This window comes from Allobosea sp. NPDC055594, from assembly GCF_053618995.1.
The window spans coordinates 806,486-824,754 of record NZ_JBSHIO010000001.1; the positions used below are offsets into that span (position 1 = coordinate 806,486).

At 68.6% G+C, this 18,269-nt stretch carries 17 protein-coding genes and 1 pseudogene; 15 read left to right on the forward strand and 3 right to left on the reverse strand.

Translation table 11 applies throughout. The annotated features are described in order from the left end of the window. The first annotated feature begins 37 nt into the window (after positions 1-37). Both obgE and ACWGRX_RS03795 read left to right on the forward strand, forming a co-directional pair. Positions 38-1,081: a GTPase ObgE gene (gene obgE / locus ACWGRX_RS03790; protein WP_291647072.1), complete on the forward strand. Its 1,044-nt coding sequence runs from the start codon at positions 38-40 to the stop codon at positions 1,079-1,081. A 278-nt stretch (positions 1,082-1,359) separates the two neighbouring features. Continuing rightward, positions 1,360-1,929 carry an invasion associated locus B family protein gene (locus ACWGRX_RS03795; protein WP_452116462.1) on the forward strand — a complete coding sequence of 190 codons (570 nt, stop codon included), beginning with the start codon at positions 1,360-1,362 and terminating at the stop codon, positions 1,927-1,929. Between the two features lie 6 nt (positions 1,930-1,935). On the opposite strand, the pseudogene ACWGRX_RS03800 reads toward ACWGRX_RS03795, so the two are convergent. Beyond that, positions 1,936-3,468: pseudogene (locus ACWGRX_RS03800) on the reverse strand (MFS transporter). A 103-nt stretch (positions 3,469-3,571) separates the two neighbouring features. Continuing rightward, positions 3,572-5,392, reverse strand: a complete 1,821-nt coding sequence (locus ACWGRX_RS03805; RefSeq protein WP_452116463.1) for an ABC transporter ATP-binding protein — start codon at positions 5,390-5,392, stop codon at positions 3,572-3,574. A 106-nt stretch (positions 5,393-5,498) separates the two neighbouring features. On the opposite strand from ACWGRX_RS03805, the gene ACWGRX_RS03810 reads away from it, so the two are divergent. The 3 genes from ACWGRX_RS03810 (at position 5,499) to ACWGRX_RS03820 (ending at position 8,303) form a co-directional block, all read left to right on the forward strand. Beyond that, the gene (locus ACWGRX_RS03810; protein ID WP_452116464.1) at positions 5,499-6,635 is read left to right on the forward strand and encodes a DSD1 family PLP-dependent enzyme; all 1,137 of its coding nucleotides are present in this window, start codon (positions 5,499-5,501) and stop codon (positions 6,633-6,635) included. 4 nt (positions 6,636-6,639) lie between these two features. Continuing rightward, positions 6,640-7,452 (forward strand): hypothetical protein, encoded by an 813-nt coding sequence (locus tag ACWGRX_RS03815; RefSeq protein ID WP_452116465.1) that lies wholly within the window; start codon positions 6,640-6,642, stop codon positions 7,450-7,452. A gap of 284 nt (positions 7,453-7,736) precedes the next feature. Continuing rightward, complete coding sequence (locus ACWGRX_RS03820; protein ID WP_452116466.1) at positions 7,737-8,303, forward strand: manganese efflux pump MntP; 567 nt, start codon at positions 7,737-7,739, stop codon at positions 8,301-8,303. 123 nt (positions 8,304-8,426) lie between these two features. On the opposite strand, the gene ACWGRX_RS03825 is transcribed toward ACWGRX_RS03820, so the two are convergent. After that, positions 8,427-9,317, reverse strand: coding sequence for a substrate-binding domain-containing protein (locus ACWGRX_RS03825; protein WP_452116467.1), 891 nt, complete (start codon positions 9,315-9,317; stop codon positions 8,427-8,429). Between the two features lie 106 nt (positions 9,318-9,423). Between ACWGRX_RS03825 and ACWGRX_RS03830 the strand changes: the two genes are divergently transcribed. From ACWGRX_RS03830 to ACWGRX_RS03875, 10 genes are all read left to right on the forward strand, one after another. Beyond that, positions 9,424-10,125 (forward strand): ABC transporter permease, encoded by a 702-nt coding sequence (locus ACWGRX_RS03830; protein WP_452116468.1) that lies wholly within the window; start codon positions 9,424-9,426, stop codon positions 10,123-10,125. 5 nt (positions 10,126-10,130) lie between these two features. Then, positions 10,131-10,871, forward strand: coding sequence for an ATP-binding cassette domain-containing protein (locus ACWGRX_RS03835; RefSeq protein WP_452116469.1), 741 nt, complete (start codon positions 10,131-10,133; stop codon positions 10,869-10,871). 202 nt (positions 10,872-11,073) lie between these two features. Next, the gene (locus tag ACWGRX_RS03840; protein ID WP_452116470.1) at positions 11,074-11,949 is read left to right on the forward strand and encodes an ABC transporter substrate-binding protein; all 876 of its coding nucleotides are present in this window, start codon (positions 11,074-11,076) and stop codon (positions 11,947-11,949) included. 4 nt (positions 11,950-11,953) lie between these two features. Further along, the gene (locus ACWGRX_RS03845; RefSeq protein WP_452116471.1) at positions 11,954-12,763 is read left to right on the forward strand and encodes a molybdate ABC transporter substrate-binding protein; all 810 of its coding nucleotides are present in this window, start codon (positions 11,954-11,956) and stop codon (positions 12,761-12,763) included. A gap of 147 nt (positions 12,764-12,910) precedes the next feature. After that, the gene (tsaA, locus tag ACWGRX_RS03850) at positions 12,911-13,393 is read left to right on the forward strand and encodes a tRNA (N6-threonylcarbamoyladenosine(37)-N6)-methyltransferase TrmO (RefSeq protein ID WP_452116472.1); all 483 of its coding nucleotides are present in this window, start codon (positions 12,911-12,913) and stop codon (positions 13,391-13,393) included. Beyond that, positions 13,380-14,414, forward strand: a complete 1,035-nt coding sequence (locus ACWGRX_RS03855) for an iron ABC transporter substrate-binding protein (RefSeq protein ID WP_452116473.1) — start codon at positions 13,380-13,382, stop codon at positions 14,412-14,414. Before tsaA ends, ACWGRX_RS03855 begins: the two co-directional genes overlap by 14 nt. 4 nt (positions 14,415-14,418) lie before the next feature. Beyond that, complete coding sequence (locus tag ACWGRX_RS03860; protein ID WP_452116474.1) at positions 14,419-15,432, forward strand: FecCD family ABC transporter permease; 1,014 nt, start codon at positions 14,419-14,421, stop codon at positions 15,430-15,432. After that, positions 15,429-16,193: an ABC transporter ATP-binding protein gene (locus ACWGRX_RS03865; protein WP_452116475.1), complete on the forward strand. Its 765-nt coding sequence runs from the start codon at positions 15,429-15,431 to the stop codon at positions 16,191-16,193. The genes ACWGRX_RS03860 and ACWGRX_RS03865 overlap by 4 nt, the downstream gene beginning before the upstream one ends. A 148-nt stretch (positions 16,194-16,341) precedes the next feature. After that, a complete protein-coding gene (locus tag ACWGRX_RS03870) occupies positions 16,342-17,889 on the forward strand; it encodes a serine hydrolase domain-containing protein (protein WP_452116476.1) in 1,548 nt (515 codons plus the stop codon). A 26-nt stretch (positions 17,890-17,915) separates the two neighbouring features. Then, positions 17,916-18,248 (forward strand): hypothetical protein, encoded by a 333-nt coding sequence (locus ACWGRX_RS03875; protein WP_452116477.1) that lies wholly within the window; start codon positions 17,916-17,918, stop codon positions 18,246-18,248. The last annotated feature ends 21 nt before the right edge of the window (positions 18,249-18,269 follow it).

The following is an 18,269-nucleotide window of genomic DNA, read 5'->3' on the forward strand; positions in this document are numbered from 1 at the left end:
CATTGCTTCGGCGGACACATACGATTAGCTAGCCGCCATGAAATTCCTCGACCAAGCCAAGATCTATGTGAAGGCCGGCAATGGCGGCGCCGGCTGCGTCTCGTTCCGGCGCGAGAAGTTCATCGAGTTCGGCGGGCCCAATGGCGGCGACGGCGGGCGCGGTGGCGACGTCATCGTCGAATGCGTGCAGGGCCTGAACACGCTGATCGACTTCCGCTTCCAGCAGCATTTCAAGGCCAAGACCGGCGAGCACGGCATGGGCAAGGACCGCCATGGCGCCAATGGCGCGCCGGTCGTGCTCAAGGTCCCGCCGGGCACGCAGATCCTCGACGAGGATGGCGAGACGCTGATCGCCGACCTCACCGAGCCGGGCCAGCGCTTCGTGCTGTGCAAGGGCGGCAATGGCGGCTTCGGCAACGCCTATTTCAAGACTGCGACCAACCAGGCGCCGCGCCACGCCAATCCCGGGCTCGACGGCGAAGAGCGCTGGGTCTGGTTCAGGCTGAAGCTGATCGCCGATGCCGGGCTGGTCGGTCTGCCCAATGCCGGCAAGTCGACCTTTCTGGCAACCGTCACCGCGGCCAAGCCGAAGATCGCCGACTACCCGTTCACGACGCTGCATCCCGGCCTCGGCGTGGTCAGAATCGACGGACGCGAGATGGTGCTCGCCGACATCCCAGGGCTGATCGAGGGCGCACATGAAGGCCATGGCCTCGGCGACCGCTTCCTCGGCCATGTCGAGCGCTGCCGGGTGCTGCTGCATCTGGTCGAGGGCACCAGCGAACATGCCGGCAAGGCCTACAAGACCGTGCGCAACGAACTCGCCGCCTATGGCGAGGGCCTGGCCGAGAAGCCGGAGATCGTCGCCCTCTCCAAGGTCGACGCGCTGACGCCCGAAATGCTGAAAGAGCAGCTCGCTCGTCTGAAGCGCGCCTGCAAGCGCACGCCGATCGCGCTCTCGGCCGCATCCGGCGAAGGCGTGGAAGCTGCGCTGCGTGCCGTGCTGGCCGTCGTCGAAGGCGCGCGTGCCGAGGAGGAGCGCGAGCGTGCTCCGGCGCAGGAAACCGGCTGGCATCCCTGATGAGCGTCCAGAGCACGTCCACGCTTCCCTGAAGAGCGGACGTGCTCTGTTTTGCTTCCTTCCATCGCTTTTCCCAGCGACCAGGTGGGCGCTGCGCGCGAAGCGTTTCCGGCTCGCTCGACCTGCCGCGGGACGCATCGAAGACCATGTCCTTGCCTGGACACCGGACTGGCGCGAAGATCGCGCGCGACTGCTCGGCGCGAAGCCCGGAGGGCTTCTTGCCGCCAGCCGCCCTTGCGCTTCAACTCGGCCTCCCCGCCAATCGATCCGGTTCCGCCATGCTGACCAAATCGACGCTCCTCGCACTGCTGTCGACGCTGGTTCTGACAGGGCCGGCCTTCGCCCAGACGCAGCGCCCGGCGCAGTCCGCCCCGTCTGCTTCCGTCCCGGGCGCGGTCTCCCAGCCCGACAATACCACTGCGACCTATGGCGACTGGCTGTTGCGCTGCCAGCAGGGCGTCGGCACCCGCGTCTGCGAGATCGTCCAGACCATCGAGCAACAAGGGCAGCGCGGGCCGATCGCCCTCGTCGCTCTCGGCCGCCCAGTCAAATCCGAACCCTATAAGCTCGTCGTCCAGGTGCCTCCGAACCTGACGCTCGGCAACAATGCCGGCGTCCGGGTGAGCGCCGGCGAGAAGGAGGATGCGCTCGCCGTGTTCCAGCGCTGCACGCCCGGCGGCTGCTTCGGCGAAGCGCAGCTCAGCGACGATGCCTTCAGGCGCTGGCGCGCGCTCAGCGATGCCGGACAGCTGCGCTATCAGGACGCCGCCAAGCGCGAGGTGACACTGCCGATCTCCTTCCGCGGCTTCACGGCCGCCGCCGACGCGCTGCTTCGCGAGCAGCCCTGACGGCGATCAATGCCCGCCGGAGAGGCGGGCATCGCGCAAGGTGGTGAGCGCCACCGCCATGCAGAAGATCATGCCGGCGACCGCGATCAGCGCGACCGCATGGAAGCCGGTCATGAAGGCCGCGCGCGCCGCCTCGAGCAGATGCGCGGACTGTTCCGGCGCAAGCCGCTCCGCGGCGGCGAGCGCACCGCCGAGCGTCGCACGCGCCGGCGCCAGCGTCGCATTGTCGACGCCCGCGACCGAGAGCCCGGCCATGTTCTGACGATAGAGCGCCGCGCCGAGGCTGCCGAAGACGGCGACGCCGAGCGCTCCGCCCAATTCGATGCTGGTCTCCGACATGGCGGAGGCGGCCCCTGCCCGCTCCTGCGGCGCCGAACCGACCACGATCCCGGTCGTCAGCGCGACCACGGGCGTGAACCCGATCGAGAACACGATCGAGGAGGCGACGATCTGAACGAGCGTCGGCGCGAACGCGAGCCAGGCAAAGCCGAGGCCCGAGAGCACCATGCCACCCGCCATCAGCGTCGCCGGCCTGAAGCGGATGGACAGCGGCGTGACCGCGAAGGAGGCGAGCGTGAAGGCGACTGCCGAGGGGAGCGACCAGATGCCCGCTTCCAGCGGCGTCAGCCCGGCGACGAGCTGGAGATACTGCGCCATGAAGATGAAGCTGCCGAACATGACCATGATGCCGGCGAGGTTGATCGCCAGCGCCGCGCGGAAGGCGGCAATCCCGAACAGGGCGAGGTCGACCATCGGGTCTGCGAGGCGCTTCTGCCGGCGCGTGAACACCACGCCGAACCAGAGCCCGGCAACGATGCAACCGGCGGCATAAACCGAGAGCCCGAACTCGGCCCAGTGCTTGATCCCGTAGATTGCCGGGAGAATCGCCGCCAGCGAGAGCAAGGCACTCGGCAGATCGAGGCGTCCGGCCTGAGGCGCCTTGTATTCCGGCAGCAGGATCGGACCGATCACCAGCAGCACCAGCATCGGCGGCACCGCGATCAGGAACACCGAGCCCCACCAGAAATACTCGATCAGCGCGCCGCCGATCAGCGGGCCGATCACGGCGCCGGCCGAGAAGCTCGCGATCCACATCGAGATGGCGAAGGTGCGCTAGGTCTCATCCTCGAACATCACTGCGATCAGCGACAGCGTCGAGGGCGCCAGCGTCGCCCCGGCGATGCCGAGCAGGGCCCGCATCACGATCAGCATCTCGGTGCTGGTCGAAAAGGCGGCGACGGTGGACGCCAGGCCGAAGGCGGCTGCCCCGATCAGCAAGAGCTTGCGCCGGCCGATCCGGTCGCCGAGCGTTCCCATGGTCATCAGGAAGCCGGCGACCATGACGCCGTAGATATCGATGATCCAGAGCATCTGCCCTGCCGATGGCTTCAGCTCGCGTATCAGGGTCGGCACCGCGAGGTTCAGCACCGTCAGATCCATCGAGTAGATCATGCAAGGCACGGCGATAGCGATCAGGCCGAGCCATTCGCGGCGCGTGGCCTTGCGCGCCGGCGCAGCGTCTGTGGTCGAAGTCGTCACGTCGAAGTCGCTTTTCAGTTCTTCTGGAGCCGAACCTTGCCAGCCGAATGCGGCAGGTCCTGTCAGCAGCGGCAGCGCGGGCGCCCGATGCGGGAGCCGACTCTCAGTCCTCGGCGAATTGCAGCCGATAGAGACGCGCATAGGCGCCCTCCCGCGCGATCAGCGCATCATGGCTGCCGGTCTCGATGACGCGGCCCTCGTCGAGCACGACGATCCGGTCGGCATCGCGCACGGTCGAGAGCCGATGCGCGATGACGAGGGTGGTACGCCCCTTCATCAGCTGCGTCAGCGCCTGCTGGACCACGCGCTCGGACTGGGTGTCGAGCGCGCTCGTCGCCTCGTCGAGCAGCAGGATCGGCGCGTCCTTGAGGATGGCGCGAGCAATGGCGAGGCGCTGGCGCTCGCCGCCCGAGAGACGCGAGCCGCGTTCGCCGACCCGGGAATCATAGCCTTCCGGCATCGCCATGATGAAGTCGTGGGCAGCCGCCGCCTTCGCCGCAGCGATGATGTCCGCCTCGCTCGCGCCACGCCGGCCGAAGCCGATATTGGCGCGCACGGTATCGTCGAACAGCACGACATCCTGGCTGACCACGCCGATCTGGGCGCGCAGGCTCGCCAGCGTGACGTCGCGCAGGTCCTGACCGTCGATCTCGACACGGCCCTCGTTCGGATCGTAGAGGCGCGGCACCAGCGCCAGCATGGTCGACTTGCCGGAGCCGGAGCGGCCGACCAGCGCGGTGGTCTTGCCCGCCTCGGCCACGAGATCGATGCCTTCGAGCCCGCGCGCATCGTCGCGATAGCGGAAGCGTAGGTCGCGGAAGGCGACTTCGCCGCCGGCGATGGCGAGCGGCTTCGCATCCGAGCGCTCGGCGACCAGGGGCTTCTCGTCGATCAGCGCGTAATAGCGCTTCAGCGAGGCGCCCGCCTCCTGCACGATGGCGTTGAGATTGCCGAGAGAGCGCATCGGCTGGGCGGCCAGCAGCAGGGCCGAGACATAGCCGGTGAAGTCGCCGACGGTCGAACCGCCCGAAGTGATGCGCACGCCGATGGCGGCGAGCACGCCGGCGACGGCGAGGCCGCCACCGACCTCGAGCAGCGGGTCGAGCCGGCCGCGCGCATTGGCGGCCTTCATCTTCAGGGCGCGGATCGCCTCGAAGGCGCCGGCGGCGCGGTGCTTCAGATAGGGCTCGAGCGAATCGGTCTTGGCGACGCGCGCGCCCTGCAGGCTCTCGGTCACCAGACTCGCCATCAGCCCGGTCTGCTCCTGCTGGGAGGCCGCCATGCGACGCAGCTTCTTGCCGATCCGGCCGATCGGGCTCGCCACCACCGGCGCGACCAGCAGCACGACCAGCGTCATCTTCCAATCGATCCAGAGCATGGCGCCGACCAGCGCTATCGCGGTCACCACATCGCGGATGGCGATATTGATGATCCGGGTCAGCGCCTCCTTAATGAAGGTGAAGTCGGTGGTGAAGCGCTGGGTCAGTGAGGCCGGATTCTCACGCTGCAGCTGCGCCAGATCGGCGTCGATCAGATGCGCATAGAGCGCGCTCTGCATGTCGGCCTCGACGCGGCTGACGACGCTGTTGGTCAGCACGGTCTGGGCCAGCAGGGAGAAACCCTTGATCGCGGTGACGATGACCACGACGATCGCGACCGCGTTGACGACGCCGATCTCGATACCGATCGACTTCGAGACCAGCCGCTCGGCCCGGCGCACGAAGCCGGTCGATTCGGCGGTCAGCGGGTCGGCGAAGGCGTCGAAGGCCGCCTTGATCAGGAGCGGATAGAAGCTCGTCGTCGCCGCGATGACGACGACGAGCCCGAGAATCATCGCGATCTGCGGCAGGTAGGAGCTGATCCGCTCGCGCCAGACCCGGGCGAAGAGCGCGAGGGTATCGTCGGTGACCTTGCCAATCTTCATGCGGCGCGGCCTATCATGGCCGCCATGCGAGCGCCACTGCCGGTCTTGCTCGCGACACGATGCTGACGTCCGATAGCCGGATTGATTCACCAGCCAAAGGGAACTCATGCCTCTCGCCCCGCCGGCCCAGCCCGGACAATCCTTCGCCGAGATCGACACTCCCGCCCTGATCCTCGATCTCGACGCCTTCGAGAGGAACCTCGTGACCATGGCCGCCTTCGCGGAGGCTGCCGGCGTGCGCTTGAGACCACATGCCAAGACGCATAAGAGCCCCGAGATCGCGCTGCGCCAGATCGCCCATGGCGCGGTCGGGCAATGCTGCCAGAAGGTCGGCGAGGCCGAAATCCTGGTTGCCGGCGGGGTGACCGACGTGCTGGTCACCAACGAGATCGTCGGCGCCGCCAAGCTCGACCGGCTGGCCAGGCTCGCCCGCGAGGCCCGGATCGGGCTCTGCGTCGACCATATCGACGGGGTGCGCGAGGCCTCGGAGGCGGCCGCCCGCCATGATGTCGTGCTCGACGTCCTGGTCGAGCTCGATATCGGCTCGCGCCGCTGCGGCGTCGCGCCCGGCGAGGCGGCGGTGCGCCTCGCCGAAGCGGTGGCCCGCAGCAATACGCTGCGGCTTTCGGGCGTGCAGGCCTATCATGGCAGCGCCCAGCACATGCGCTCGATCGACGAACGCCGCGAGGCGATCGAGCGCGCAGGGCTGCTGACCCGCAACGTCGTCGAGAGGATCCGGCAGGTCGGCCTGCCCTGCGAGATCGTCAGCGGCGCCGGCACCGGCACTTTCGACCTGGAAGGTCGCTCCGGCATCTGGAACGAGCTGCAGGCCGGCTCCTACATCTTCATGGACGCCGACTACGCCCGCAACCGCAATGCCGACGGCTCGCCCTTCCAGACCTTCGAGCATGCGCTGTTCATCCTCGCCGGCGTGATGAGCAAGCCGGTGCCGGACCGTGCCATCGTCGATGCCGGGCACAAGACCGCGGCCATCGATTCCGGCATGCCGACAGCCTTCCGGCGCGATGGCGTGATCTACACCAAGCCGTCCGACGAGCACGGCGTGCTCACCGGAGACCCCGTCGCCCTGCCGCATCGCGGCGACCGGCTGTTGCTCGTGCCCGGACATTGCGACCCGACGGTCAACCTGCACGACTGGTATGTCTGCGTCCGCGGCCTGCATGGGCCCGATGCCCATGTCGAGGCGGTCTGGCCGGTGGCGGCACGCGGCGCCCTCACCTGAGCGCGTGCTGGCCCAGCTCGCCCTGCGTGCGCTGACACCGGCCCTACCGCTGGCACGTCGCTTCGGCCTGCTCCAGGAAAGCGTCGCACTCTGGTCGCGAGGCCTGCGCCAGCGCAAGGCCTGGGCCGAGCATCATGCCCGCTGTCGCAGGCTGGTCGCGGACGTCGCCGCCGAGCTGCCGCAACACCGGAAGGCCGTGATCCTCGGTTCCGGCTTCCTGCGCGACATCCCGCTGAACGCGCTCTGCCAGGGCTTCGACGAGGTCGTGCTGGTCGACATCGTGCATCTGCCGCCGGTGCGCCTGCGGCTGCTGCCGCGCAGGAATGTCCGTCTCCTGACCAGCGACCTCACCGGCGCCATGGCCTGGCTCGCCGGCGAGGCCGAAGGCCGGGCCGATCCGCTCGCCGGACTGATCGCCGATGAAGCGGTGGACCTCGTCGTCTCGGCCAATCTGCTCTCGCAGCTCGCCTGGCCGGTCGCCGACTGGCTTGAGGATCACCCCGCACGCGCCGCCGCGCTGCCGTTCGATATGCCGGCCCGTTGCATCGCCTGGCATCTCGACGATCTCTCTCGCTTCAAGGGCCATGTCTGCCTGATCAGCGATGTCGAAATGGTCGAGCGCGAACGCGACGGCGCGATCCATGACCGGCTCGACCTGACCTATGGCGTCAAGCTGCCGCCAGAGGACGAAAGCTGGCTCTGGCCGGTCGCGCCATTCGGCGAGGCGGAACGGGACCGGGAGTTCGTGCACAAGGTCTGCGCCTGGCGGGACTTCCAAGGAAGCCGGTCGCCGCGTCTCGCATCGGGCGAGAACTGACGACCTGGTCCGAGCTCGGGCTAAACGCCTCTTTTATTGCAAATGCATCTCAATGACAAGTAATTGAAATCACTTATCAATTGACTTTGAAAGCGTTGTTTCCTAGGGCATCGCCATCGGGGAGTAGCGGCGCGCTGGCGCGCGCGATCGTGTCAACACGCTCGCAGCGAGGACTGCGTGGCGCGATCAGCCGGACCAGTCCGGCCAAGCGAGACCGTGACGGTGACGCCTTGCGGACAAGGCCCGCAATCCGTCCGGTCCCCAGTCCGCGCATGAGAACAGCAATGTCACCCGTTTCCATCGCCGTCCTCGCCGTCGGCATGTCGGTCGACGCCCTTCTGGCGTCCATTGGTCGGGGCGCCGCGGCGCAACGTCCCCGCTTCGCCGAAGCGCTGCGCACCGGCGCCATCTTCGGTATGGTCGAGGCGATCACGCCATTGCTCGGCTGGGGCGCCGGATTGGCCGCAAGCGGCTACATTGCGGCCATCGATCACTGGATCGCCTTCGTGCTGCTCGGGATCGTCGGCGGCCGGATGATCCTGCACTCGCTCCTCCCCGCAACGGAACGCGCGGCGGTGGCGCGCGGCAACTCGCTCTGGACAGTCATGGCGACGGCGATCGGCACCAGCATCGATGCGATGGCGGTCGGCGTGTCGCTCGCCTTCCTGGACGTGAACATCATCGTCGTCGCCTTGGCGGTCGGCTTTGCGACCTTCCTGATGTCGACGGGCGGCATGATGGCCGGAAACCTGATCGGCGTCCGATTCGGCCGCTGGGCCGAACGGATCGGCGGCATGGCCCTGGTCGGCCTCGGCATCTCCATCCTGATCAGCCATCTCTCGGCAGGCTGACGAGGCACGGGGCCGTTTCCCTATAGCATCGGACCGAAAAGTGAAATCCACTTTTCGGAAAATTCCGATGCGGTAACAATGAGATAGATCACCGTAACCGCGCCCGAACGGACGCGCGGCGATCTAGCGGTTGAGCCTGACCGAGCCGCTGATCGACAGATCGTAGCCGCCGAACTCCCTGGCGCGCGCCGCCATGTCCGGCCCGCGCATCCAGCCGAGAAGCTTCTGCGCTTGCGGCTCGAAATAGCTACGGCGGCGCATGACGAGATCGACATGCTCCCAGACCAGCGGCTGGAATTCGAGGCCGAAGGCCATGGCGACGGCGCGTGCCGCGATGCCGCAATCGGCACGGCCGGTCCGGATCGCCAGAGCGAGGTCCTGGCCGGTGGCGCATATGCCCTCCGCCGCGACCATCCTGCCCGAGCCGACGCCAGCCCGCTCCAGCAGGCTCTGCAGCAGCAATTGCGCGCCGGCGCCGCGCTGGCGCTGGGCGAAGCGCGCGCCTTTGGCGATGGCGCTGGCGAGACCGTCCAGCCCCAACGGATTGCCGGGCGCCAACAGCAGGCCCTGCTCGCGCCGGGCGAAATTGATCACCACCGCGTCGTGCAGCATGCCCTCGGCCCGGATGGCGACGAGGTTGGCGGCCTCGTCATCGGGAGTGGCATGAAGATGCAACGCCGCGATCGCCACCTCGTTGCGCAGCAGGCGGTCGAGCCCGGCCTGTGAGCCCTCGGCCAGCAGCGCCAGTCCGCAGCCCGATTCCCGAATGGCGAGTTCGAGCAGCGAATCCTGGCTGCCGCCGACGATCGGTGGTGGCGGTGCCGGCTCCAGCCCTTCCGGGCGTGCCAGACCCGCCTCCAGCCAGCGGTCGAGGCCGGCGCGCGGAAACAGCCATTTACCGGAAACCTTGGTGCAAGGCACGGCGCCCTGCGCCACCAGCTCATAGAGCTTGCGCTCCTTGAGCCGGACATAGGCGGCCGCCTCTTCGGTGGTCAGCCAGGACTGATCCTGCATTCAGATGTTCCTGCCTGCACAGGCTACGCGATTGGCTTTTGGTCGCATTGAACTCTACCAATTGCAAATGCTTGCAATCGGATGCGGGCATTGGCGGGAGTGGAGTGTGGAGGTCGGCGCGATATTCCAGGCGGCTTTTGCGCTGGTCGTCGGGCTCGATCCCGACTTCCTCGGCATTGTCGGCCTGTCGCTGCGGGTAACGCTGACAGCAGTCGCGGTCGCGGCGCTGATCGGCCTACCGCTCGGCGCGGCGCTGGCGCTGGCGCGCTTCCCGGGCCGCTCGGCGATCATCGTCTGCCTGAACGCGCTGATGGGGCTGCCGCCGGTGGTCGCCGGGCTCGCCGTCTTCCTGATGCTGTCGCGCTCCGGGCCGCTCGGACCGCTCGGCCTCTTGTTCACGCCGACCGCGATGATCATCGCGCAGGTCATCCTGGTGCTGCCGATCGTGATCGCGCTGACCCGGCAGGTGATCGAGGATCTCTGGGGCGAATATCGCGACCATCTGCGCTCGGTCGGCCTCGAAGGCATGCGGGCGATCCCGACCCTGCTCTTCGACGGGCGCTTCTCGCTGGCGACCGCCCTGCTCGCCGGCTTCGGCCGGGCCAGCGCCGAGGTCGGCGCCGTGCTGATCGTCGGTGGCAACATCGCCGGCTACACCCGCACCATGACCACGGCGATCACGCTCGAAACCTCGAAGGGCGACCTGCCGCTGGCGCTCGGCCTCGGCATCGTCCTGCTCTCGCTGACGCTCGCCATCAATGCCGTCGCCTTCGGCGCCAGCCGGATCGGCGCACGCTATGCGGGATAGGCGCCATGCTTGACGCGACCTCGATCCTGCCGCTCACCGTCGACGCCGTCTCCTTCTCCGGCGGCGGCAGGCAGTTGCTGGAGCCGAACAGCTTCGTCATCCCTGCCGGCGGCCTGACGGTGGTGCTCGGCCCCAACGGCGCCGGCAAGTCGCTGACGCTCAGACTCTGCCACGGCCTGCTGAATCCGAGCCGCGGCACGGTGCGCTGGGCCGATGCGCCTGGCGGCCAGCACGCCGCCAGGAGGCAGGCCAAGCGCCATGCCATGGTGTTCCAGAAGCCGATCATGCTGCGCCGTTCGGTCGAGGCCAATATCGCGCATGCGCTGGCGGCGTCCGGCACGGCGGGCGCGGAGCGCAAGGCTCGCACGCAGCAGGCGCTCGCCCGCTTCGGCCTGGCGGAGCGCGCGGCGCAGCCGGCACGGCTGCTCTCCGGCGGCGAGCAGCAGCGCCTCGCCATCGCCCGCGCCTGGGCGCTGCGGCCGGAACTGCTCTTCCTCGACGAGCCGACCTCGCAGCTCGACCCGGCCGCGACCCGCCAGATCGAGGACCTGCTCACCGCCCTCGTCGCCGAGGGCATCACGGTGATGATGTCGACCCATGATCTCGGTCAGGCCCGCCGCCTCGCCGACCGGGTGCTGTTCCTGCATCGCGGCCGCCTCGTCGAGGACGCGGCTGCCGCCAGCTTCTTCGCCGGCCCGCAATCGGCCGAGGCGCGCGCCTTCCTGGCAGGAGAGCTGCTGTGGTGAAGCCGCGCACCGTCCGTCACAGCCGCGGCCCTCATCCCGAGGAGCGGTGGCCGACAGATCTCGAAGCATGCTCAGCAGCACGCCGAGCTATCCTTCGAGGCGCCGCAGAGTTTGCCTCGGCCGGCCGAAAGCCGGGCCGGGGAAGGCTCCGCAGGACGAGGTCTGAAGGAACATGTCCGACAGAAACCAAGGGGATGAAACAATGTCATTGATCCAGCGCCGCTCCCTCATCGCCGCCGGGCTCTTCCTCGGCCTTGCCGGCCATGCCCTCGCCCAGGCTCCCGCCGCCGCACCGCCGGCCGCGACAGCGCCGGCCGGAAGCCGCTTCATCACCGTGGCGTCGACGACCTCGACCCAGGATTCCGGGCTGTTCGGCCATATCCTGCCGATCTTCAAGGCAAAGACCGGTATCGAGGTCCGCGTCATCTCGCAGGGCACCGGCCAGGCCCTCGACACAGGCAGGCGCGGCGATGCCGACGTCGTCTTCGTCCATGCCAAGGCGCAGGAGCTGAAATTCGTCGAGGAGGGCTTTTCCACCGAGCGACGCCCGGTGATGTACAACGACTTCGTGCTGATCGGCCCGAAATCCGACCCGGCCGGCGTCGCCGGGACCACGGACATCGTCGCCGCCCTGAAGAAGATCCAGGAGAAGGGCGCGCCCTTCGTCTCGCGCGGCGACAAGTCCGGCACCCATGCCGCCGAGCTCAATCTCTGGAAGGCGGCCGGCATCGACATCGCCACGCAGAAGGGCCCGTGGTATCGCGAGATCGGCCAGGGCATGGGCGCCGCCCTCAACACCTCCGGCGCGATGGGCGCCTATGTGCTCTCCGACCGCGCCACCTGGATCTCGTTCAAGAACCGCGGCGACCTCGTGATCTCGGTCGAGGGCGACAAGCGCCTGTTCAACCAGTACGGCGTGATGTCGGTCAGCCTCGCCAAGCATCCGCACGTCAAGTTCAACGACGGCAAGCTCTTCGCCGACTGGCTGACCAGCCCGGAAGGCCAGAAGGCGATCGCCGACTACAAGATCGACGGCCAGCAGCTCTTCTTCCCCAACGCCGGGCAGGCCGGGGCGTGAGACGGTGCGCCGCCTCGCCCTCGCCGGTGTTGTCTGCCTGATGGCCGGGATCGCAACCGCACAGGAACCGGTGCTGCTCCACGCAGCCGGCAGCCTGCGCGGCGCCCTGACCGAGGTCGCGCAGGCCTTCGAGGCGCAGACGAAGCTCGCCGTGAAGCCCGTCTACGGGGCTTCCGGCCTGCTGCATGACCGTATCGCCAAGGGCGAGGCGGCGGAGGTCTTCGCCTCCGCCAATATGGAGCATCCGCAGGCCCTGGCGCGGACAAACCGTGCCGGGCCGGTCGTGCTCTTCGCCCGCAACGAGCTCTGCGCCTTCGTCCGGCCAGATCTGTCGGCAACCAGCGAGACCCTGCTCGAGCGCCTGCTCGATCCCAGGGTGAAGCTCGGAACCTCGACGCCGCGCGCCGACCCGTCCGGCGACTATGCTTTCGCCGTCTTCGCCCGCGCGGAGGCGGTGAAGCCCGGCGCCCGGGCCACCCTCGAGGCCAAGGCCCTGCAACTCACCGGCAGCGCGACCAGCATGCCGGCGCCGGCCGGCGTCAATGTCTACGGCCACAAGATCGCCAGCGGCGAGGCCGACATCTTCCTGGCCTATTGCACCAATGCCCAGCCCTTGGCGCAGGAGCAGCCGGGCATCCGGCTCGTCCGCCTGCCGCCGGCACTCGCGGTCGGCGCCGATTACGGGCTGACGGTGCTGAACGGCGCCTCGCCAAACGGCTATCGGCTCGCCATGTTCATCCTGTCGCCGGCAGGGCAGACGATCCTGGCGAAGCATGGCTTTTCGGCGCCGGGATTGCCGCGTCCGCAACAATAGGTGGTCGTCCCGGGCGACCGCAGGGAGACCCGGGACCCATACCGGAACTTTGCCGAGGAAGGCTCGGGCATGGATCCCGGATCGGCGCCGCTGACGCGGCTTGTCCGGGATGACCCGGAAGAGGTGGAGAACTTGGTGGTAGGCGAAATGATGGATTGGCAAGCGACGCGGCCGGGCGAGACCGAGGCCCCCCTGCCCGAGCGAAGCGATGCGCATCTCGTCTTCATCGGCCGCATCCGCACGCCTTTCGCGACGCGCGACCAGTGCCCGCGCCGCGGCAGCCAGGATGGGCCGCTCTGCCGGATCGAGCTCGATCCGGCCTTTCGCCCGGCGCTGCTCGGCATCGAGGCCTTCGACGAGCTCGACATCCTCTACTGGATGCACGAAGCGCGGCGCGATCTGCTGACGCAGACGCCGCGTGGTGGCTCCGTCTCCGGCACCTTCGCCTTGCGCTCGCCGGTGCGGCCGAACCCGATCGCCCTGTCGCGGGTGAAGCTGGAGGGCGTCGAGGACGGCGTCCTGCTCGTGCGCGGGCTCGACTGTCTCGACGGCACGCCGCTGGTCGACATCAAGCCCTGGCGTTGCCCGCATTCGTCCGCCCGGGTGGAGAAAAGCCATGCTGGGCCCTGACAGGCGCGCCCTGCTGGCAGGCGTCGCAGCCGTGCTGGCGGCGCCGCGCCTCGCCCGCGCCGCGACCGTTCGCGACGGCGCCGGGCGCGAGGTGCCGGTTCCCGGCAAGGTCGAGCGCATCTTCCCGGCCGGCCCGCCGGCAGCGATCCAGATCTACACGCTCGCGCCTGAATTGCTGCTCGGCTGGCCGCGCGCCAATCGGCCGGAGGAGCGCGAATTCCTGCTGCCGGGCATTGGCGACCGGCCCGAGATCGGCCGGATCACCGGGCGCGGCAACAGTGCCAATCTCGAGGCGGTGCTGCAGCTCAAACCGGACCTGATCATCGATTCAGGCTCGACCGGCCGGACCTATGTCGAACTGGCCGAGCGGGTACAGTCGCAGACCGGCATCCCCTATGCGCTGCTGGACGGGCGTTTCGCTCAGATCCCCGCGAGCTATCGGATCCTCGGCCGTCTCACTGGCCGCTCCGAGCGGGCCGAGACGCTGGCGCGCTGGTGCGAGGAGACGATGGCGACGATAAGCGGGCGCATCGCTGCAATCCCGGCCGAACAGCGGCCACGCGTCTACTATGCCCGTGGCCCGCGCGGGCTGGAGACCGGGCTCGGCGGCTCGATCAATGTCGAGACGCTCGGCTTCGTCGGCGCCCGCAATGTCGCGGCAGATCAGCCGGGCAGCGGCCTCGCCCAGGTTTCGCTGGAACAGGTGCTGGCCTGGAACCCCGACGTGATCGTGACGATCGACCTTGCCTTCGCCGAGAGCGTGCGCAGCGATCCGAGCTGGGCCGGGGTCAGAGCGGTGCGCGAGGGCCGCGTCCATCTCTCGCCGAAACTGCCTTTCGGCTGGGTCGACTTCCCGCCCTCGGCCAACCGGATGATCGGCCTCTGGTGGCTGGCGAAGCTGCTCTATCCTGCACAGTTCCCGGAAGATATCCGCAAGCTCGCCCGCGATTTCCACAGCCTGTTCTACCAGGTGACGCCGAGCGAGGCGCAGCTCGACCGCGTGCTCGCGGGGCGGGGGTAACCCCTTGGCCTCGTCTCCCCTGCGCGGCAACCTGATCGCCCTCGGACTGCTCGGGCTCGCCGTGATCGGCGCTTTCGCGCTCGGCCGGTTTCCGGTCGGCCCGGGCGATATCATCGGCTCGATCTGGGCATGGCTCTCGGACAGACCATCCGATCTGCCGCCGCAGGTCGAGACCGTGATCTGGAACATTCGCGGCCCACGCGTCCTCGCGGCGATCCTGTGCGGCGCGGCGCTCGCCGTCGCCGGCGCCGCCTTCCAGGGCCTGTTCCGCAACCCGCTCGTCTCCCCGGACATCCTCGGCGCCTCCTCCGGCGCGGCGCTGGGTGCGGTCATCGGCATCTATCTCTCGCTCGGCCTGCTGGCGATCCAGCTCGCCGCCTTCATCGGCGGGCTCGTCGCCGTCGGCGCGGTTTATGCGGTCGGCTCGACGATCAGACGCGGCGATCCGGTGCTGGTGCTGGTGCTGACCGGCGTCGTCGTCGGCTCGCTGCTCGGGGCCGGAATCGGGCTGATCAAATACTGGGCCGACCCCTACAACCAGCTGCCGGCGATCACCTTCTGGCTGCTCGGCAGCCTCGCGGGCACCGCCAGGCCCGATCTCCTGCCTTTGCTCGGCCCGGTCCTGGTCGGCACCGGCGTGCTGCTCGCCTTGCGCTGGCGGATGAACGTGATGTCCCTTCCGGAGCAGGAGGCCCGGGCCCTCGGCCTAGCCACCGGTCCCTTGCGCATCGCCATCGTCGCCGCGGCGACGCTGGTGACGGCTGCCAGCGTCGCGGCCGCAGGCATCATCGGCTGGGTCGGCCTCGTCGTGCCGCATCTGGCGCGCTTCCTGGTCGGGCCGGATTTCAGCCGGCTGCTGCCGACGGCGGCTATCCTCGGAGCCGGCTATCTCCTCGCCATCGATACGCTCGCCCGCACCGCCGCGCCGGTCGAGACGCCGCTCGGCATCCTCACCGCCGTGATCGGGACGCCCTTCTTCATCTGGCTGCTGGCCTCGGCACGCGGGGGCTGGTCGTGAGCCTCGCAGCCAGCGCCCTCGCCTATGGCTATCGCGAGCGCGAGATCGGCCGCGACATCGAACTTGCCCTGAAAGCCGGCGAGGTCATGGCGCTGCTCGGCCCGAACGGCCATGGCAAGACCACCCTGCTCAAGACCCTGCTCGGCCTGCTGCCTGCCCGCGGCGGCGGCCTCAGCCTCGACGGCCAGCCGCTGGCCGCGCTCGGTATCGGCGCGCGGGCGCGGGCGCTCGGCTATGTGCCGCAGGCCCATGCCGGCACCTTCGCCTTCACCGTCGCCGAGATAGTCCTGATGGGCCGCACGGCTCATGCCGGGCTCTTCGCCGCCCCCTCGGCCCATGATCGCGCCGTCGCGCAGGCCATGCTGGAGCGGCTCGGCATCGCCACGCTGGCACAGCGACCTTACACCGAGATCTCCGGCGGCGAGCGGCAACTCGCGCTCGTCGCCCGCGCTCTGGCGCAGGAACCGCGCTACATCATCCTCGACGAGCCGACCGCCAGCCTCGATTTCGGCAACCAGGGCAAGGTGATGGCCCAGATCCGGCGCCTCGCGGCGGAAGGGCTCGGCGTGCTCTTCACGACGCACGACCCGAACCAGGCACTGCGCTATGCCGACCGGGTGATGCTGCTGCGCGACGGGCGCGCCTTGGCGAGCGGGCCCGCAGCCGCCCTGCTGACACCGGATAATCTCGTCGCGCTCTACGGCAGCGCGGTCGAGACTGTGCGCGATGCCGATGGCCGGCTCGCCTTCCTGCCGGGCTGACACCGGACCGACACAACCATCTGGTCAGAATCTCCCGATCCTGTTTACCTAACGGCAGACAAGACCATGCGAGCTTGCGGCCACCTGCCGGGCCGCCGCGTCTCCTAGCCGCGAATTCTCGGCCTTTTCAATGTTCTGGAGCGACTGGATGAAGCGTTTCCTGGGAGCCACCTTTCTGCGCGGCCTTGCGCTCGCCGGCGCGTTGACCGTCAGCGGCGTGCAGGCGCAGGAGCCGAGCCAAGCAACGATCGAAGCGCTGTTGCCGGAGCTGGAGAAGCAGATCGCCGCCGGCATGAAGGCGTTTTCGGTGCCCGGCGTCGCGCTCGGCATCGTCCATGACGACAAGCTGATCTACGCCAAGGGTTTTGGTGTCAAAGCCCAGGGCAAGCCCGAAGCGGTGGGCGCGGAGACGCTGTTCCAGGTCGGCTCGACGACAAAGGCCTTTCTCGGCGTGACGCTGGCGCAGGCGGTCGATGCCGGCCGGGTCGGCTGGAACGACCCGGTGATCGACCATCACCCAGCCTTCCAGCTCTCCGATCCCTGGATCACCCGCGACTTCCGCGTGCTCGACCTCGCGGCGCAGCGTTCCGGGCTGACGCCTTACGTCAATGACGCCCTCGCCCTGCTCGGCTTCGACAAGGCAACACTGATCCGCTCGATGCGCGTGGCGCCGCAGACAGGCGCCTTCCGCTCCGATTTCCGCTATCTCAACATCCCGCATATCGTCGGCGGCGAGATCGTCGCCAAGGCCAATGGCACGCCCTCCTGGTTCGCCTCTCTGAAGCGCGGCGTGCTCGACCCGCTCGGCATGGCATCGACCTCGGCGAGCGCCGAGGCGATCGAGAAAGCCACAGACCACGCGACCGGGCACCGGCTCGACGCCGCCCCCGTCGCGGTGCCGTTCCATCCCTCCTTCCCCTATGCGCACGGGCCCGCCGGGGGCCTCAACTCGAACGTGCCCGACATGGCGAAATGGCTGCGCCTGCAGCTCGGCCGCGGCATCTTCGACGGCAAGGTCGTCGTCTCGGAAGAGCATCTCGACGTAACCTGGACGCCGCGCGTCGCCATGAACGAGCGGACCAGCTATGCGGTCGGCTGGATCATCAGCGCGACGCCGCGCGGGCGGGTCATCTGGCACAATGGCGGAACCTTCGGCTTCGGCGCCCATGCGGGCTTCCTGCCCGATGCCAGGACCGGCATCGTCATCCTGACCAATCTCGAGAATAGCGGCATGGCGGACGCGTTGGGCATGTGGTTCTACGACCGCGTCCTCGGCAATCCGGTCGTCGACAATATCGCGCTCGGCGCCGCCGCCGCGAAGGCAAAGCGCGAAGCCGCGCTGAAAGAGGCCGCCGGCTTCGTCCCCGGATCCCTGGCTGCCAATGCCTCCGCCCTCGCCGGAACCTATGTCTCGCCGATCCTCGGCGAGGCGACCATCACCCTGGTCAACGGCAACCTCCAGATGAAACTGGAGGCGACCGAGGCAATCGGCCTGCTCGAAGCGAGTCGGGACGACCCTTTCCTGTTCGCGGCGACGCTCGCACCGGTCGGCGACTTTGCCGCCCCGGTGGCGATGAGCGGCGGCGAGGCCTTCACCCGTCTGCGCTTCGAGCCCGACAACAATGGCAGGATCACGCAGCTGCGCTGGCTCAGCCCCGAGCTGCCGCATCTCTTCAGCCGAGCGCCGGCACAGTGATGCCGGCCACAGCGAGGATATCCGACATGATTCTCCGCCCTGCCCTCATTCTGAGCCTGGCCGCCTTCATCGCGGCCGCGCCGGTCGCGATCGCGGCGCCCGCCTTCGCGCCCTTGCCGGTCGGCACGCAAGCCCTGCCGGTCGAGCCCGCGCGCTCGCTGCTGAAGAACTTCCTCGACGCGCTCGGCGACGACGATGTCCATGACGACCATTACGACTGGAAGGACTACCGCAACTCGACCTCGCGCAAGGAGCGCATCCGCGACTATTACGAGATGCAGCGGCAGGACCAGAAAGCCTATTGGAAGGATCAGAAGGAGATGCAGAAGCGCGCGATCAAGGCCCAGCGCGGCTGGTGACGGAAGACGTCAGCTAGATTT

Coding starts and splice junctions, on each gene's coding strand:
- obgE (WP_291647072.1), top strand. CDS start 38: ATGAAATTCCTCGACCAAGCCAAGATCTATGTGAAGGCCGGCAATGGC.
- ACWGRX_RS03795 (WP_452116462.1), top strand. CDS start 1,360: ATGCTGACCAAATCGACGCTCCTCGCACTGCTGTCGACGCTGGTTCTG.
- ACWGRX_RS03805 (WP_452116463.1), bottom strand. CDS start 5,392: ATGAAGATTGGCAAGGTCACCGACGATACCCTCGCGCTCTTCGCCCGG.
- ACWGRX_RS03810 (WP_452116464.1), top strand. CDS start 5,499: ATGCCTCTCGCCCCGCCGGCCCAGCCCGGACAATCCTTCGCCGAGATC.
- ACWGRX_RS03820 (WP_452116466.1), top strand. CDS start 7,737: ATGTCACCCGTTTCCATCGCCGTCCTCGCCGTCGGCATGTCGGTCGAC.
- ACWGRX_RS03825 (WP_452116467.1), bottom strand. CDS start 9,317: ATGCAGGATCAGTCCTGGCTGACCACCGAAGAGGCGGCCGCCTATGTC.
- ACWGRX_RS03835 (WP_452116469.1), top strand. CDS start 10,131: ATGCTTGACGCGACCTCGATCCTGCCGCTCACCGTCGACGCCGTCTCC.
- ACWGRX_RS03840 (WP_452116470.1), top strand. CDS start 11,074: ATGTCATTGATCCAGCGCCGCTCCCTCATCGCCGCCGGGCTCTTCCTC.
- tsaA (WP_452116472.1), top strand. CDS start 12,911: ATGATGGATTGGCAAGCGACGCGGCCGGGCGAGACCGAGGCCCCCCTG.
- ACWGRX_RS03855 (WP_452116473.1), top strand. CDS start 13,380: ATGCTGGGCCCTGACAGGCGCGCCCTGCTGGCAGGCGTCGCAGCCGTG.
- ACWGRX_RS03870 (WP_452116476.1), top strand. CDS start 16,342: ATGAAGCGTTTCCTGGGAGCCACCTTTCTGCGCGGCCTTGCGCTCGCC.
- ACWGRX_RS03875 (WP_452116477.1), top strand. CDS start 17,916: ATGATTCTCCGCCCTGCCCTCATTCTGAGCCTGGCCGCCTTCATCGCG.